Here is a 16,581-nt window from a genome sequence, read left to right as displayed (position 1 = left end):
AACCGGGGGGGGCCCGGGCGCGGGGGGGGGCGCCCGGCCGGGGGGGGGGGCGCCCCGGGGCCCCCCCCGCCGGGGGGGGGGCGGCCGGCCGGACCCGCGGGGCGGGTCCTGCCGAACGGCCGGGCGGGAGGGGCACGGGAGGGCCGGTCAGTGCAGGTGCAGCTGCTGGCCCGGGTAGATCTTGTCGGCGTCCGTGAGGATCTTCTTGTTGAGGCTGAAGACCTTCTTCCAGCCGCCCTTGACGTGGTGCGCCGTGGCGATCTTCGACAGGGTGTCGCCGGGCTTGACCTTGTACTCGCCGTCGCCCTTCTTGATCACGGCGGGGCGGGCGTCGCCGCGGCTGGCCTGCTGCTGCGCCGGACGCGACTGCGTCTGGGGGCGGGACTGCTGCTTGGCCGGGGCCTGCTGCGCGGACGAGGTCGTGTCCTCGCTCGTGACCGTGCCGGAGCCGCCGGGGCCGGAGAGGCCCTTGCCGCAGACCGGCCAGGCGCCCTTGCCCTGGCCCGCGAGCACCTTCTCGGCGACGGCGATCTGCTGCGACTTGGAGGCCTGGTCGGCCTGCGGGGCGTAGGCGGTGCCGCCGTACGCGGCCCAAGTGGAGTTCGTGAACTGGAGGCCGCCGTGGAAGCCGTTGCCGGTGTTGATCGACCAGTTGCCGCCGGACTCGCACTGGGCGACCTGGTCCCACTCGGAGACCGAGGCGGCGGAGGCCGAGGTGGCGGACAGCAGCGGAACGGCGACAGCGGCGCCGGTGACGCCGGCGAGCGTGGCGTAGCGGACGGCCTTCGAGGGGCGGCGGTGCTTGTGGGCCTTGTTCGAACGCAGCATGAAGCATCTCCTCACCGACGCCTGCGAGGTCAGCTGTCGGGTTCGGGCGCAGTGAGTTGCCCGGTCGCGATCGGACCACGTCGGACGTGATCCCTACGGTCCGCACTGGATGTGCGGGCCCGCTCGCGGCTTAACCCCAAGCCGGGCCGCTGGGCCGTCCTTCCACGGACGGCCTTCCCGGTCCGGCGGCGGAACCTTGGGTCCCCCGCTCCTGCCTTCGGCGCTTGACGCGACGACTGTTCCGGCCGACCGACGGCAGGATTCGGCGTTTCGGTCGACTGGGCCCGCGGTGCGAGCGGTGAAGACCGTAAACATAGGACTGTCAGATCTTCAAAGAAGGACATCCCGGCGAAAACACCCATAGCGTTCACTCGCATGGCCTCATTTCCCCAGGTGAGGCCCGAAACAGGCGAATCTGACGGGCCATTTCGACCAAACAGCCCGAAGAGACGCTTGTCTCATTTTCACAGAATCGGACATAGGGGGCCGAACTGACAGCGCACGGGGGCCACTTCGTGGCCGCCCGTGCGCTGTCCTCGCTTCACCCGTGGTGTCAGCCGACTCCGAGGTCGAGAGTCTGGCCAGGAACGATGTGGTCCGGATCGGAGCCGAGGGCCGCCTTGTTCGCCGCGTACAGGGCCTGCCAGCCGCCGTCCACTCCCCGGCTCGCCGCGATCCCCGCCAGGCTGTCGCCGGAGCGGACGATGTAGCGGGCGTCCGAGCCCGACGGCGTCGCCGTGCCCGATGACACGCCGTCACCCGACGAGGAGTGACGCCCGTTTTGACCGGTCTGGGAATCACTGTCCGTCGCGGTCGTCGCGGAGGAGCCGGACGCCTCCGGCGCGGCGCCGCCCCGGTGCTTGCCCGCGGCCCCGTCGGAGCCCGAGGGGCCCGGCGTGGCGGTCGTCGCGCCCGGCCCGGGCAGCGCGCCCGTGGCGGGTCCGCCGGAGGCGGCCGGGGCGCCCGCGCCCGGAGCGCCGGACGGCGTCCCCGCGGGCGTGGTGCCCGGGGTGTCCGTGGCCGGCGCCGCGTCCTGGCCGGCCCAGGCCGCCTCGTCGGGGAACTGCCACAGCGCGCCGGGCGAGCTCGCCTCGTGCGGGTTTGAGGGGTACCGCGGCGCGAACGGGATGCGGATGACGGGCGCGCCGCCCGTGTCCCGTACGACGCCGGGCTGGTCGGCGTTGCCGACGGAGCCCGCGCCCGCCGTCGCGGGTCCCGATGTGACGCCGCCGCTGTTGTCGCGGCTGACGCTGAGCGGGAAGCCGTCGTCGTCGGTGGACGCGGCGCCGGAGGGCGACCCGGCGCGGTGCTTGCCGCCGGTCGCGGAGGGCGCGCCGGGCGCGGAGCCGGAGGCGTCGGGCGACGCGGAGTCCGAGGGTGTGCTGGAGGGGGTGGGCTGCCCGGTGGAGCCGGTCTCCGTGCCGGGGTCCGCCGTGTCCCCCGCGCCGTCCGAACTGGCGGACGGGTCCGGGGTGGCGGAGCCGCTGGAATCTCCCGTGGCCGGGGTGCCCGACGGGTCGGTCGAGCCGTCCCCGTCGCTCGAACCGGAGCCGCTCGTCGTCCCGGAGCCGCTCGTCGTCCCCGAACCGCCGAGCAGGCCGCCCACGAGGTGGCCGAGGCCCCCGCCGCTGTCGGAGTCGCCGGAGCCGGACGTCCCCTCCGCCTTCGGCAGCCCTGCCGTGTCCGCGCAGTCCGCCCAGGTCTGGGAGCCCTCCCCGGCGAGGATCTTCTCGGCGACGGCTATCTGCTGGGACTTGGTCGCGAGGTCGGGCCGGCTCGCGTAGGCGCTGCCGCCGAACTGGTCCCAGGTGTCCTGGCTGATCTGGAGGCCGCCGAAGTAGCCGTTGCTGAGGTTTGCGCTCCACACTCCGCCGCTCTCGCACGCGGCGACCTTGTCCCAGGTGGAGGCGTGGGCGGCGCTCGCGCTCGCGGCACCCAGCAGCGGGATGGCGATGGCTGAGCCGGTCACCCCCGCGGCCACGACGATGGCGGGCGCCTGGCGGGGGCGACGGTGTCGACCGTTCCCGGACATGCGATTACCTTCCGTTTACGTGGTCACGCATGGAATGCGCGACGCGCGAAGCGACCCGTGGCCCTGGGGCTGCACGCGCCTTCCGTGGCCGCTGGGTCGCTCGGCAACGTAGCGTCAGTCGAACGCTTGTCACAAGTCGGTCCAGCGGAGATCACGCGAATATCACAGACTTGACACCAGCTCAGTCACGCAGGGCTTCGAAGCGGACGGGAAGCGTGCGCAAACCGCGCATGATGAGCCCCCCGCGCCACCGCAATTCAGCCGGATCGGCCGCAAGCCGCAGATCGGGCAGGCGCGTCAGCAGCGACGCGAGTGCCGTCCGTCCTTCGAGGCGGGCGAGCGGTGCGCCGAGACAGTAGTGGATTCCGTGGCCGTAGCCGAGGTGTTGATTGTCACGCCGGGCGAGGTCGAGGGTGTCGGGCGCGCCGAACCGCTCCGGGTCGCGGTCCGCGGCGGCGAGCACGACGAGCACCGGGTCCCCCGTGCCGATCGCCTGACCGCCCAGCGTCAGCGGCTCGGTGGCGTAACGCCAGGTCGCGAGCTCGACGGGACCGTCGTAACGGAGCAGTTCCTCGATGCCGGTGACGAGGAGTGAGCCGTCGCCCGCGCGCAGCGCGTTCTGGAGCCTGCCCCGTTCCCCGGGGTTGCGCAGCAGGGCGTACATGCCGTTGCCGATCAGGTTCACCGTCGTCTCGAAGCCGGCGAAGAGCAGCACGAAGCACATGGCGGCCACCTCGTTCTCCGTCAACCGCTCCTCGTGGTCGCTCGCGCGGATGAGGCCGGAGATGAGGTCGTCGCCGAGGTTCCGCCGCTTGCGGTGGATCAGCTCGGCGAGATAGGCCCGGATCTTCCGCACCGCCCGGGCGACGCCGCCGCGCGGCCCGCCGCCGTGGCGGATCATCATGCCCGCCCAGTCGCGGAAGTCGTCCTGGTCCTCCGGGGGTACGCCGAGGAGGTCGCAGATGGCGTAGATGGGCAGCGGGAAGGCGAACTCGTGGATGAGGTCGGCGGAGCCGGCGGCGGCGAACCCGTCGATGAGCCGGTCGGACAACTCCTGTACGCGGGGCGCGAACTCCGCGACCCTGCGCGGGGTGAACGCCTTCGAGACGAGCCCGCGCAGCCGGGTGTGGTCCGGCGGGTCGATGTTCAGCAGATGCGTCATCAGGTCCGCGCCGCGCTCCCCCGGGATGCCGGTCCTGCCCCGGGCGTGCGCCGGCTCGGCGTGGTGCACCGGGTTCTTCGACAGCCGCGTCTCGGCGAGCGCGACGCGGGCGTCCGCGTACCGGGTCACGAGCCATGCCTCGACCCCGCTCGGCAGCCGCGTCCACCGCACGGGCGCGTGCTCGCGGAGCCAGGCGTACGCGGGGTAGGGGTCGGTGGCGAACTCCCAGGAGAAGAGCTCGGGGGACGGCGAAGCGGCATCGGACATGCGCAAACGGTACGGGGCGCACGCGGACGCCCGGCGCGCGCCCGCTCCTTCCCGCCCTCTGGTACGGGGGCGCGTACAGAGGGCGTGCAGAGGGGCTCGCAGAGAGGGCTCGCATGGCGCGTATATAGGGGACGGGAAGGTGCGCGGCGCCCCGTCCCCTATATATGGCGCCCCGTCCCCTATATAGAGAGCCGTGTACGGGAGACCGGGGCGCCCGTAAGGGGCCGGGCGCGCTCCGGCTCCGTACGGCACCGGGACCCGCGGTTCGTATGCTGGGCCGCGTACGCGTGGCACCGGTGGGCGAGAGTGGGGCAGGGACATGGGGAGCGCAGTTCTGCGGGAGGACGAGTACCGCAGGGTGCCGTGGAAGAACGGCGGCGGGACCACGCAAGAGGTGGCCGCGCGGCGCTCCGGCGACGGGGACGGGTTCGACTGGCGGGTGAGCGTCGCGGACGTGGCGTCCGAGGGGCCGTTCTCCGCGTTCCCCGGTATCGACCGGGTGATCACGCTGGTCGAGGGGGACGGCATGGTGCTGACCGTGGACGGTGCCGAGCACCGGCTGGTGCCGCTTGAGCCGTTCGCCTTCCCGGGAGACGCCGTCACGGACTGCCGTCTGCCCGGCGGCGCCGCGCGCGACATGAATCTGATGACCCGCAGGGGCCGCACGGCGGGCCGGGTGCGGGTGCTGGATGTCGCGGGCTCCCTCGCTCTCGCCTGCGCCGAAGACGAGACGCTGCTCGTGCTGCCCGTCGGCGGGGACATCGCCCTGGAGGGGGCGGACGGCGGCAGGGTCCCGCTGGGCCGCCTGGACTGCGTACGCCAGGACGGGGCGGGCACCGTGCGTCTGGCCGGAGGCGGCACCGTCGCGGAGATCCGCGTCACTCCCGCGCGCTGAGGGTTCCCGGGCGCCGGGGATTCCCACCCGCTGAGGATTCCCACCCGCTGGGGCTTCCCGCGCGCCGGGAGTTCGCAGATTCCGGCGCGCGTCGCGCGGGTCAGGCGTCGCGGCCGGCCTTCTCCCGCGTCCTGATCGCGTCCCGGTAGGTGCGGGCCGCCGCGCGCAGGGCGCTCTCCGGGTCGACGCCCTGGGACTCCGCCTCGACCGCGAGTGCGAGCAGGGCGTACCCCAACGCGTTGTCCCCGGTGGGGAGTTCGACGCTCAAACGGGCGGCGCGGGCGCGGCTCGACAGCTTCGCCGCGAGGGCGAGCGCGGGCTGGCCCAGGGGGATGCCGTCCGTGACGGAGGTGCGGTGGTGCTTCTCCACCGCCTTCGTGCGCTCCCACAGGGCGTGCACGTCGTCGGCGGTGTCGGCCCTCTCGTCGCCGAAGACGTGCGGGTGGCGGTGGATCAGCTTCTCCACGATGGCCGCCGCGACGTCGTCGATGGAGAACGCGTCCTGCGCGTCCTCGGCCTCCTCGGCGATACGGGCGTGGAAGACGACCTGGAGGAGGACGTCCCCGAGCTCCTCGCGCAGTTCGGCCGCGTCGCCGTCCTCGATCGCCTCGACCAGTTCGTACATCTCCTCGATGCCGTACCGGGCGAGGCCCTTGTTGGTCTGGGTGGACGTCCACGGGCACACGCGCCTGATCCGGTCCATGACCTGGACCAGGTCGAGCAGGCGCGCGCCCGGCAGGTCGTAGGAGCCGGGCAGCAGTTCCAGGTCGGGCATCTGGACGCGGCCGGAGCCGGCGAGCCGGGCGAGGCCGTCGGTCAGGTCCGCGTCGGTGCCCTCGCCCGCCGCGGCGGGGATCACCACGACGCTCGCGCCGGGCGGGCACGCGTCGACCAGCTCCTCGGCCGTCGGCGCCGCGGTCTCGACCACGACTCCGGCCTCCCGCAGGTAGGGCAGCTGCGGGTGGTCCGGGTCCTGGCACAGCACGCGGTCGGCGGTGCGCAGCGCCTCCCACGCCTGGAAGGACAGCAGGCCCGGCGCGACCCGGTGGCTGACCGTGAGCAGGACGATCCGGCCCGTGGCCGGCTGAGTGGTGGTCTTGGCGGTCTTGTCCTTCACCCTTCCGAACCTACCCGCAGCGGGCCCCGGACCCCTCATGCCGCCCGTCACACGTCCGACGGCTCCCGCTGCTGCTCCTGGCCCGAGACCTGCTTGATCCAGTCGGTCTTGGTGCTGGCCAGCGCGACCTTGGCGTTGTCCCAGGAGCCGTAGCGCGGGTTGACGTCGACGCGCATGTCCTTCGACGTCCTCGCGAGCGCGGCGAGCACCTTCTGCTGTCCTGCGGGGGTGGTGGTGTCACCGCCGACGGCCTTCGCCAGCTTCGACATGAGGACGTCCCTGCGGACCGCGTCGTCGATCTGGCCGGGGGTGAGGGCGCCCTGCTGGAGCAGCGTGGCCTCGAACTGCCGCTCGCCGCCGCCGGATGCCGCCGCCTGCCGCCGCGCGGTCTGCACCTCGTGGCGGCTCGCGGAGACGCCCGCGTCGTGGGCGGCACGGTCCAGGATGCGGTCGAAGATCATGCCGTTCAGCTTGGCCTGGCTCAGCTGTGCGCTGTTGCTGATCAGCTCGGCGGCCTGCGGGGAGGCCTGCTGCGCCGTGCGCACCTCGTCGACCTGGCCCTGGAGCGCCGACACCGGGATGCGCTGCCCGCCGACGCCGGCCGCGGCGCCGGGGTGCGGCGCGCTGCCGCACGCGGCGAGCAGCGGAACCCCGGCCACCAGGGTGACGGAGAGGGAAAACAGCGCGCGACGGCGGCTGTTGGGGCGCTTCAGGCGGTTCAAGGGGGCCTCCCGAGAGATTGTGCTTCGATGCACAAGCCTTGCAGTGATCGATGGTAGGCAGTCTCAGTGGCCTGGGCCACTGCCTGGACCAACGATTCAGCCGCGAACCGGGTGCGTCAGCGCCTCCGGCTGCCGGCTCCCCGCCCGCTCGTCGGGCCTCGTCATGATCGTCCGGGAGACGACGAAGGTGATCGGGATGGCCGCGGCGGCGGCGACGAGCGGCGCGTAGGTGTCGTTCATGCCGAGCAGGTCGACCAGGACGTAGACGCCGCCGGTGGTGATGACGAAGTTCGCCACGTTGGTGAGCGGGAACAGCAGGAACTTCCGCAGCGTCGGCCGGGTCCTGTAGGTGAACCAGCTGTTGAGGAAGAACGAGCCGATCATGCTGAGGATGAACGCGATGACGTGCGCGACGACGTACGGCAGGCCCGCGCCGCTCAGCAGCGCCAGGTAGAAGACGTAGTACGTACCGGTGTTGACGCCTCCGACGAGGGCGAAGCGGATCAGCTGTCCCCAGGGCCTGCCGCGCGGGGCCGGCGCCGTCGGCTCGGAGGCGGCCGGCGCGGGCGTCGGGACCGTCATCCGCGGACCAGCTCTCCCCGCCCGGGCAGGGTCGTGCCGGGGCCGGCGGCCACGGCCGCGCCGCCGGTCCGCACGTCGCCGTCCGTCCCGACGTCGTCGCCCGTCCGCACGTCGTCGTCCGTCACGTCGTCGGCCGTCACGTCGCCGTCCGTCCGCACGTCGTCGTCGGTCGCCGCGACCAGGTAGTGCGGCCTGCGCTTGACCTCGTAGTAGATACGGCCCACGTACTCGCCCACGACTCCGATCATCACCATCTGGACGCCCGACAGCGCGGTGATGGCGACCAGCAGGGTCGCGTAACCGGGGGTGCCGACGCCGCTGATGAGCGTGTCGACGACGATCCACGCGGCGTACAGCATCGCGAGCGAGAGCAGCAGGAAGCCGAGGTAGAGCGCGGCGCGCAGCGGCTTGTTGTTGAAGGATATGAGCCCGTCGAGGCCGTAGTTGAGAAGCTTGCCGAAGCTCCACTTCGAACGGCCCTGCTCCCGGACGGCGTTCTCGTACGCGAAGGTCGTGGTGCGGAAGCCGACCCAGGCGAATATGCCCTTGGAGAAGCGGTTGTTCTCGGACAGCCGCAGGACCGCGTCCACGGTGCGGCGCGACAGCAGCCTGAAGTCGCCCACGCCGTCGACGAGTTCGACGTCCACGAGGCGGTTGATCAGCCAGTAGTAGGCGCGTGCCGTGACCGTCCTGGTGACCCGGTCGCCCTTGCGGGTGCGCTTCGCGATGACCTGGTCGTAGCCCTGCGCGTGCAGTTCGAGCATGCGGCGGACCAGCTCCGGCGGGTGCTGGAGGTCGGCGTCCATGATGACCACGGCGTCCCCCGCGGCGTGCTGGAGTCCCGCGAGCATCGCGGCCTCCTTGCCGAAGTTGCGGCTGAAGGAGACGTACCGCGCACGAGGATCGGCTTTCGCGCCGGCCTCCAGCAGGGAAAGCGTGGCGTCCCGGCTCCCGTCGTCCACGTAGACGATTTCGAATTCGTGGCCGAGGTCCTGGGTGAGCGTGACGAGTTCCCTGGTCACATGGGCGTGGAAGCGTTCGATGATCTCCGCTTCGTTGAAACACGGGACAACTATCGAGATCAGCACAGGAGAACAACACCCGAAAGGCGTGACCACGGCGGGAGGTAAACATGAATATCGCACAGCTGATGCGTGAACGAACGCCGCCCGCCGCTGAGTTGTGCCGGAGAGCTGGCATATTCGATCACTATGCCCACCCTGGAATCCGTACGCGCACGCGTACGCGGCCGTCGTGTGCCCGGCCGTCCGGCGCTCCTCGCCGCCCTGATCACCGCGGTCGCCGTGTGCCTCGGCGACGCCACGGCGCGCCAGTACCCGTTCGGGAAGCACGCCCGCGGCATCAACGATCTCGGTGCCCAGTTCGTACCCTTCCACGCGCACCTGTGGGACCTGCTGCACGGCACGGCGCACGGCGGGCTGCTCCTCAACTGGCAGTCGGGCTTCGGCGCCGCGTCCCTGCCGGACCTCGGCACGTACGTCACCAGTCCGTTCGCGCTGCTCGTGGGCGTTTTCCCGCGTGATCGCATCGACCTCGCGGTGTACGTGATCACCGTGCTGAAGATGGCCGCGGCGGGTGCGGCGATGGCCGCGGTCCTCCCGAGACTGACCCGAGATTTCACCCGCGAGGGTGACACGGCGGGGATCGCGGGGCCGGCCGGACCGCCCTGGTGGGCCGCCGCGCTGCTCGGCGCCACCTATGCGCTCTGCGGCTGGTCCGCCATCGAGGCGTCGTACAACCCGATGTGGCTCGACGGCCTCATCGCGTTCCCGCTGCTGTGCCTCGTCGGCGAGTGGGCCCGTACCGCGCGGCGCCCGGTCGCCGGGCCGCTCATCGTGGCCCTCGCCTGGGTGGCGAACTTCTACACGGCCTACATGGCGACGGTCGGCGCCGCCCTCGTGCTCGTGCTGCGGCTGCTCCTCGACCAGGACACCACCGGGCGCGAGCGGGTGCGGGTCCTCGTCGGGGCGGCCTGGCGGATGGTGCTCGGCGTGGCGCTCTCCGCACCCGTGCTGCTGCCGGTGTACCTCGGCACCAAGCACGCCTTCCCCGGCTCGACGGCCGTGTTCTCGCCCGCGCCGTGGAACGACGTGTTCGCGCGGGTCCTGCCCGGCACCTACAGCTTCCTGTCGCCCGCCGTGTTCATCGGCGCGGGCGCGCTGCTGCTCGTCGCCGGCCTCGCCTTCGACCGGAACGTGCCCGTGCGCGATCGCGCCGGCTGGGTCGGCCTGGTGGTCGCCGTGGCGCTGTCGCTCCAGTGGCGCCCCACCAGCCTCGCCTGGCACGCCTTCGCGATACCCAACGGCAGCCCCTACCGGGAGACGTTCGTACTCGCGGGGGTGGTCGTGGTGGCCGCCTGGGCGGCCCTGTCCCGCGGCCTGCCCGGCGTGCGTCCCGTGCTGTACGGGACCGGGCTGCTGGCCGCGCTCTGGCTCGGCGCCGCCTCCAGCGGCCTCGCGAACAAGCCGGCGCTCGCGCTGTTCGTGCTCGCCGTGGCCGGGACGGCGGGCGGCCTGCTGCTTCTCGTACGCGCCGGGGCGTCCGGGACGTCCGGCGCCTCCAGGGCCGCGGAGACTTCCGGCGCCTCCAGAATTTCCGATGCCTCCGGGGCTTCCGGGGCCGCCGGGGCTTCCGGGGCTTCCGGTGCCTCCGGGGCCTCCGGCCGGGCGGGACGCGGGGCCCGCACGCTGACCGCGGCCGCCGCCGTCCTGCTCCTCGGGAGCCTGCTCGGGCAGGGGACCACGACCGTGGCGTACGGCGACCACGCCAAGCTCAAGAAGTTCGAGGCGTACCCGACCTGGGGCGCGGACCAGACGGCGCGCGCCGCGGCCGTCGGGAAAGCCGACGGCTGGCCTGCTTACCGCACCGATCCCGGTCGTACGCAGGTGAGTTCGGACGATCCGCTGCTCATCGGCGGCGAGGGCGCGGGCTACTACAGCAGCATGACGTCCGACACGTACACGACGACGATGCGCGCCCTCGGCGCCGGCTGGACGTCGGGCGGGCGGGTCGTGCAGAGCCTCGACAACCCGGTCACCGACGCCGTCTTCTCGGTGGGCGCGCGGCTGCGCACCGAGCGGGGCCACGCCCCGGTGACCGTCCGCGAGGACGTGCCGCCGCTGGTGACCGTACGGCCCGCGACGGCGCCCGCGGCCCTGGCGACCGGCGGGGGCAGCGACCCGGCGACCGGGGAGCCGCGGTACGGGAAGTCGCCGTTCCGCAACCAGGAGGCGCTGCTCGGCGCCACCGTCTACACCCTGCCCGCCGACCACGTCTGCCCGGTGGGCAGCGAGGAGTATGTGTCGGCCCCCGACTTCTGGGGCACGGCGCGTCTTGGCTCGGGCGCCGCGGTCGAACTGCGCGGCGCGATGCCGAAGTTCCGCGCCGCCGTCGTCTCCCTGGGAACCGTGCGCACCGCGGGCGAGCGGATCACCTTCCGCACCACGTCGGGGCGGCCCGCGACGCCGAAGGCGTGGAGCGTCGGCTGCCTCGACCGCGGCAGGCTCGCCGCCGCCGTCACCCGCCTCAAGCGGACGGCCGCCGTGTCCCTGGAGGTCGGCGACAGCGGCGTGCGGGCGAAGCTGCCCGCGGGGTCGAGCGGGTACGCGGTCCTCTCCGCGCCCCGCATCGCGGGGTGGAGCTGTGACGGGAAGCCCGCCGGCTCCTACCTGGGACTCGTCGCGGTGCGCCTCGGCGGATCGGACTCCTTCGACTGCTCGTTCCGGCCGCCGGGACTCGTCGCAGGTGGGGCAGCCGGTTCCACCGCTGTTCTCGTACTGGTCGCCATCGCGTCGTTTTCCCGGCGTTTCCGGGTCACGAAGGCTTCATCCGCCCACCATCCGCGCTTGGTTCGCAGAGACGAACAGCTGACGTAGGTTCCGCTTGTGTTCGCTTTCTCGAAAATCCCCCTCGCTCGACGAGTCCTGCGTCCCGCAGCCCATCTGGTCGATGTCCGTGTGGCCCGCCAGATGAAGGGAATCCGCCCCGAGATAGACAAACTGAGAAAGGAGGTGGCGACCCTGCGCGGGGAGCGCAATTCCCTGTCCCTGATTGTCGACGGCACCGCCCGCAGCGGCCCGCGCACCCCCACCCCCGCACAGCTCGACACACTGGTGGCTCAGGTCGCGAAGGTCACGGGTGTTCCCGAGGCCGCCGCGCGCCGCAACGTCGTCATCGCCTACCGGAACGTGATCGCGCTGGAGATGCTGGCCGTCGGCCGGCTCGCCGGCTCCACCCAGAACATCTGCGGCAAGCTCGCCGCGACCCCGCTGCTCGCCCCGCAGGACCGCCGCGACGTCCTGGAGATAGGCACGCTCTACGGCCTGTTCTCGGCGTCGTTGCTGCGGATGCTGCACCGTGCCGGCATCGAACCCCGTATGACGATCGTGGACCCGCTGGCCGGCAGCCAGCTCCAGCCGGGCACCCCGGAGGGCGCCGACCCGACGGGAACGCCGGTGCGCGAGGACGTCGTCCGCGCGAACCTCGCCTTCGGCGGAACGCCCGGCACCGAGGCCCGGATCGTGCGGGGCTTCTCCGGCGACGAGGACGTACGCGCCCGGGTCTCGGACCGCGAGTACGGCGTCATCGTGGTGGACGGCGACCACTCGGCCCCGGGAGTGCGGGCCGACCTGGAGTGGGCCGAGAAGATAGCCGCGCCCGGCGGGGTCGTCGTGGTCGACGACTACGGCGACAAGCGGTGGCAGCACGTCAAGACCGCCACCGACGAGCACCTGGCGCAGCGCGGCACCCGCTTCGAGCTCCTCGGCGCGGTGTCCACCTCGGCGTTCCTGCGCGTGCGGGACTGACGCCGCGGAGGCCGGCCGGGTGCGCCGGGCGCGGGCTGCGCGTGCGGTGCGCGCCCGGCCCGTCCCGCGTCACACCGTCACACCGTCAGCGCGTCACACCGCCAGCGCGTCACACCGTCACACCGTCAGCCCGTCACACCGTCAGCGACCCGTCCGCCAGGCCGTCGTGCAGGGCGCGTACGAGTTGATCGCCCTGCCGGGCCGCCCTGCGCAGCTCGTCCTCGAACGCGGCCAGCGCGCGGAAGTGTTCGCCGTAGTGGCGCTGGTCCTTCAGCGGTAGCCGCGGCAACTGGAGGCGGCGTACGTCCAGCCGGGTCGCGGTGGACGCGTAGCTGCTCGCGCGCCGGTTGTTGGCGGTGCCGCGCAGGAAGCCGGCCAGGAACCAGGGGTCGAGCGCGCCCGGGTCGGGGCGCAGCAGCTGGAGGTTGCGGCCGAGCGCGGCGCCCTCGGCCGCCGCGTCCACGACGCGCGCGACGGAGCCGCCGCCGAGCACGGGGACGACCACGTCGCCCGCGCGCACGAGGACGGGCTCCTCGCCCGGCCCCTCGGGGAGCGCCCCGGAGGGCGCGCCGCCCGCGAGGACGTCCTGCTCGGTCAGGACGCGCAGAGGCCCGCCAGGTCCGGTCGCGGCGCCGCCCGCGCGCAGTTCGAGCGCGCCGGTGCGGGCGAGTTCGCCGACGGTGGTCGTGGTACGGGGAGCGGGGGCGCCCTGCGCGCCCGCCGCGCCCCGGGCGGGGCCCGGTGTGAGCTCGACGGTACGGCGCAGGGTCTCGGCCAGCCTGTCGCGCAGGCCGTCGAGTTCGGCGGCCCCGCCGGGTGCGGCGAGCGGCGGCAGATGCCGGGCCGGCGCCAGGTCGACATCGTCGTCGAGGAGGTCGATGACGGGCATGGAGCGGCTGACGCCGGGCCGGCCCGCGAGGGTGCCGTCACGTTCGAAGGCGCGCCAGGAGCCGAGCGCGGTGGCGCGCACGGACGCCCAGTCGAGGTCGTCCCGGCCGCCCGGGTGGTCCCCGGGGCGCGCGGTGTCCACGAGCAGGAGTTCGGGCGAGGGGCCCGCCTTGCCCGGACCGCCCGGCCTGCGCAGCACCCACAGGTGCAGGGGCACGCCGTAAGGCGGTGCCGCGCCCGCGGGCAGCGCGACGACGGCGCGCAGCGCGCCCCGGCGCAGCAGGTCCGCGCGTACGCGGCGGCCCGAGCGGCGGGAGGCGGCGGCGGGCGGCATCAGCAGGACGGCGATGCCGCCGGGGCGCAGCCGGGCCAGGGCGTGCTGGACCCAGGCGAGTTCGGACTCCGTGCGGGCCGGGAAGCCGTACTCCCAGCGCGGGTCGTAGGCGAGTTCGTCGTGGCCCCAGTTGCGTTCGTTGAACGGCGGGTGGCACAGGACGGCGTCGGCCGCCAGGCGCGGGAAGGCGTCGGCGCGCAGGGTGTCCCCGGCGGCGACCTCGACGCGGGTGGTGCCGGGGTCGGTGCGCAGGAGCAGCCGCAGCGCGGTGAGCGCGGCGAGTTCGGGCGCGGACTCCTGCGCGTGGAGGGCGCTGGGCCGCTCCACGGCGCACAGCAGGGAGCCGGTGCCGGACGCGGGGTCGTAAACGGTGGGGCCGTTGGGGTCGTGGGAAGCGGTGCGGGCGGTGGGGCCCTTGGAGCCGCGGGAAGCGGTTCGGTCGCTGGGGCCCTTGGCTCCGGCGCCGCCGCCCGGGGGCACGGCGAGCGCGGCCATGAGGGAAGCGGTGTCGGCGGGGGTGAGCGTGTACTGGCGGGGGTTGGCGTCGAGATAGCGGCCGAGGAGGAACTCGAACGCCTCGGTGGCGCCGAGTTCGCCCGCGAGCTCCGCCGCCCCGCGCAACAGGCTTGCCACCGGGCGGAGTTCACGTGCGGGCGGAATGGGCACCGCGGGCCACGCGGTGCCGGAGCCGGGCGCGAGGCGGGGCACCAGGACGCGTTCGAGGGCGGACGGCAGGGCGCGCGCGAGGTCGGCGTCGCCGCGCGCCGCCGCCTTCTGCCACTCCTCGGGCCTCTCCCGTACGAGCACCAGGACGCAGCCGACCCGGACGAGCGCGGCGGCGGCGCCCGCCGGATCGCCGGCGAGTTCCTGCCAGACGCGCTCGCGCGCCGGCACCTCGGCGAGCTTGCCCTGGGCGCGGAGCCAGCGCTCGACGTCGGCGAGCGCGAACGAGGGGCTCGTGTCGGTTCCGCCCACGGGCAGGGGGAAGTCGGCATGCCTGCGGCGCCAGTTGCTGACCGCCGCACGTCCGACCCCGGCGAGCCGTGCGATCCCCGCGGCCGTGACCTCCGTCGCGTTCTCCGGCACGAGCTGCCTCCCTGAGGGGTCCGATGTGACGCCGAGCATACATGCGCACACCGGCCACAGGGCATTCACAGCCGAAAGCTCACCCTGCGAATTACCGCTCGTTGACTCAGTTCACACGCACCGTTCGCGTGTCCCGGCGGGCCCCCGCGGGCCCCCGCACGCCCCTGCGGGCAACGGCGGGCGCGGCACCCACTCGTCCGGGCGAAGAACCCCGGTGGACGGCCCGGCGGCCCGGCCGGCGCCGCTAGCGTCACGGCCATGGCGACGTCAGCAGGGCCCGCGACCCCCGTACACCCCGTACGCGTACGACCCGCACGCGTACGCGCCTGGGCGGTGACGGCCCTGCTCGGGGCGGCGGCCCTGGCCGGGTGCACCGGGCATCCCGCGTCCCGCACGACGGACGACCCGAAGCCCGCCGCGCCCATGACCGCCGTGGCACCGGGCCCCGCGGCGACGATCACACGTCCGGCCCCCGCGCGGGCCACCGCCTCGGCCTCACCCGCGCCGCACGCCCGTGGTGCCCGCGACGGCCGGAACTACCGGGCCTGCGCGGACGGCTCCTGCCAGGTCCTGGTGGACCACCCGGCCGCGATCCCGGTCGGGCACAGGACCCTGCACGTCTCCGTCACCGGCTCCACGGTCCAGCTCACCGAGTCGGCGGCCGGTTCCCGGACGTCGATGTCGCTCTCCGGTCCCGGCGGCCACGGCCACCTCTCCACGAACGGGGCCTCGATCGACGTAACGGTCGGCCAGGCCCACGACGGCGCGGCGGTACTGGACATCACGTCACCCTGAGGCCTGAGCCCTGCGACCCCAAGGCCCCGAGGTCCCCGAGGCCCTCGGGGCACCGCACCCGCACTCCGCCGGCCGCTCAACCGCCGCACTGGCGCGCCATCGCGCTCTTGTCCGCCGTCGTCACCGGCAGCTCGTACTTGATCGAGACCTGGGCGAAGCGCACCGCGTACGAGCAGCGGATCGCCTTGTTCGGGGGGAGCCAGGTCGCGGGGCCCGCGTCGCCCTTGGACTCGTTCAGCGAGCCGTCGACCGGGAGCAGGTTGAGCGGGTCGTTGGCGATCTGCTCGCGCTTGGACTTCGCCCAGTGCGCCGCGCCCATCTGCCAGTCGTACGACAGCGGCATCACGTGGTCGATCTGCACGGTCGTCGCCTTGGTCTTGCGCCAGTCGATGGTCTTGGCCGTGTACGGGTCGTGCAGGGTCATCGAGATGAGCACGCAGTCGGAGCCGGAACGGTACTTCACGTCATCGCCGTCGCGCTTCAGCACGTCGTCGCGGGTGTCACAGCCGTTGTGCGCGTCCGGCACGCCGCTCGCGGAGTCCATCCACGCGTAGCCGAACTCGTCGCGGTCGTAACCGGTCTTGGGGCCCCGGCCCTTGGTCGCCACCTTGTCGATGACGGCGAGCCCGCTCTTGCGGTCGGCCGCCGACGTGAGAGGGCCAAGGCCCCGCTTCGTACCGTCGGGGTTGGTGAGCGGGCTGACGCCGAACTCCCCGCCCCCGCCTCCGACATCGGGCGCCGCCGCCCCGGACGCCGCCGACGGGTCCCCCGAGGACGGCGCATCGCCGCCCTGGAGATCCGTCCGGCATCCGGCCAGCAGCACGACCGCCGCCGCCCCGATGGCCCATGCGCCCGCGCCCCGCGCGCCGTGTCCGCTCCGACGTGCCGTCATCCGCGCCTCCACCTGATTCGTTCCGGTGTCCTGGGGGGCCCCCCCCCCGGGGGCCCCCCCCCCCCCACTTAACCCCGGGGCCCCCGGGGCCCCCCCCCCCACCCCCCCCCCGGCCCCCCCCCCACAACCAAGGAAAACCCATAAAGGACCCCCCC

13 protein-coding genes and 1 riboswitch are annotated in these 16,581 nt (G+C 73.5%); of the genes, 4 read left to right on the top strand and 9 right to left on the bottom strand.

What is annotated here, in order from left to right:
• Positions 1–147: 147 nt before the first annotated feature.
• From LCE31_RS06465 to LCE31_RS06455, 3 genes are all read right to left on the bottom strand, one after another.
• On the bottom strand, positions 148–828 hold the full coding sequence (locus LCE31_RS06465) for a transglycosylase family protein (protein WP_225013008.1): 681 nt from the start codon (positions 826–828) through the stop codon (positions 148–150).
• A 3-nt stretch (positions 829–831) separates the two neighbouring features.
• A riboswitch (cyclic di-AMP (ydaO/yuaA leader) is annotated at positions 832–1,061 on the bottom strand.
• A gap of 320 nt (positions 1,062–1,381) precedes the next feature.
• The gene (locus tag LCE31_RS06460; protein ID WP_225013007.1) at positions 1,382–2,860 is read right to left on the bottom strand and encodes a transglycosylase family protein; all 1,479 of its coding nucleotides are present in this window, start codon (positions 2,858–2,860) and stop codon (positions 1,382–1,384) included.
• A gap of 181 nt (positions 2,861–3,041) precedes the next feature.
• Entirely contained in the window at positions 3,042–4,289 is a 1,248-nt protein-coding gene (locus LCE31_RS06455) for a cytochrome P450 family protein (RefSeq protein ID WP_225013006.1), read from the bottom strand.
• A 319-nt stretch (positions 4,290–4,608) separates the two neighbouring features.
• Here LCE31_RS06455 and LCE31_RS06450 point away from each other — a divergent pair, with 319 nt between their 5' ends.
• Positions 4,609–5,184, top strand: coding sequence for a HutD/Ves family protein (locus LCE31_RS06450; protein ID WP_225013005.1), 576 nt, complete (start codon positions 4,609–4,611; stop codon positions 5,182–5,184).
• A 100-nt stretch (positions 5,185–5,284) separates the two neighbouring features.
• Here LCE31_RS06450 and LCE31_RS06445 read toward each other — a convergent pair whose 3' ends face one another.
• The 4 genes from LCE31_RS06445 to LCE31_RS06430 form a co-directional block, all read right to left on the bottom strand.
• Complete coding sequence (locus tag LCE31_RS06445) at positions 5,285–6,340, bottom strand: nucleoside triphosphate pyrophosphohydrolase (RefSeq protein WP_374118418.1); 1,056 nt, start codon at positions 6,338–6,340, stop codon at positions 5,285–5,287.
• A gap of 8 nt (positions 6,341–6,348) precedes the next feature.
• A complete protein-coding gene (locus LCE31_RS06440; RefSeq protein ID WP_225013003.1) occupies positions 6,349–7,023 on the bottom strand; it encodes a SurA N-terminal domain-containing protein in 675 nt (224 codons plus the stop codon).
• A 96-nt stretch (positions 7,024–7,119) separates the two neighbouring features.
• Positions 7,120–7,605, bottom strand: coding sequence for a GtrA family protein (locus LCE31_RS06435; protein ID WP_374118417.1), 486 nt, complete (start codon positions 7,603–7,605; stop codon positions 7,120–7,122).
• Positions 7,602–8,693, bottom strand: coding sequence for a glycosyltransferase family 2 protein (locus tag LCE31_RS06430; RefSeq protein ID WP_225013002.1), 1,092 nt, complete (start codon positions 8,691–8,693; stop codon positions 7,602–7,604). Before LCE31_RS06430 ends, LCE31_RS06435 begins: the two co-directional genes overlap by 4 nt.
• 123 nt (positions 8,694–8,816) lie before the next feature.
• On the opposite strand from LCE31_RS06430, the gene LCE31_RS06425 reads away from it, so the two are divergent.
• The gene (locus LCE31_RS06425; RefSeq protein WP_225013001.1) at positions 8,817–11,501 is read left to right on the top strand and encodes a YfhO family protein; all 2,685 of its coding nucleotides are present in this window, start codon (positions 8,817–8,819) and stop codon (positions 11,499–11,501) included.
• Between the two features lie 135 nt (positions 11,502–11,636).
• Entirely contained in the window at positions 11,637–12,431 is a 795-nt protein-coding gene (locus LCE31_RS06420; protein WP_308042223.1) for a class I SAM-dependent methyltransferase, read from the top strand.
• Between the two features lie 133 nt (positions 12,432–12,564).
• Here the strand turns inward: LCE31_RS06420 and LCE31_RS06415 are convergent, their stop codons facing one another.
• A complete protein-coding gene (locus LCE31_RS06415; RefSeq protein ID WP_225013000.1) occupies positions 12,565–14,739 on the bottom strand; it encodes an N-6 DNA methylase in 2,175 nt (724 codons plus the stop codon).
• A 258-nt stretch (positions 14,740–14,997) separates the two neighbouring features.
• Here LCE31_RS06415 and LCE31_RS06410 point away from each other — a divergent pair, with 258 nt between their 5' ends.
• Positions 14,998–15,534: a hypothetical protein gene (locus LCE31_RS06410; protein WP_225012999.1), complete on the top strand. Its 537-nt coding sequence runs from the start codon at positions 14,998–15,000 to the stop codon at positions 15,532–15,534.
• Positions 15,535–15,610: 76 nt separating this feature from the next.
• On the opposite strand, the gene LCE31_RS06405 is transcribed toward LCE31_RS06410, so the two are convergent.
• Complete coding sequence (locus LCE31_RS06405; protein WP_225012998.1) at positions 15,611–16,426, bottom strand: HNH endonuclease family protein; 816 nt, start codon at positions 16,424–16,426, stop codon at positions 15,611–15,613.
• Between the last annotated feature and the right edge of the window lie 155 nt (positions 16,427–16,581).

The organism is Streptomyces sp. 8L, from assembly GCF_020176795.1.
Lineage (GTDB): Bacteria > Actinomycetota > Actinomycetes > Streptomycetales > Streptomycetaceae > Streptomyces.
The sequence above is the reverse complement of the archived record's forward strand: the minus strand, read 5'-3'. Positions and strand labels throughout refer to the sequence as shown.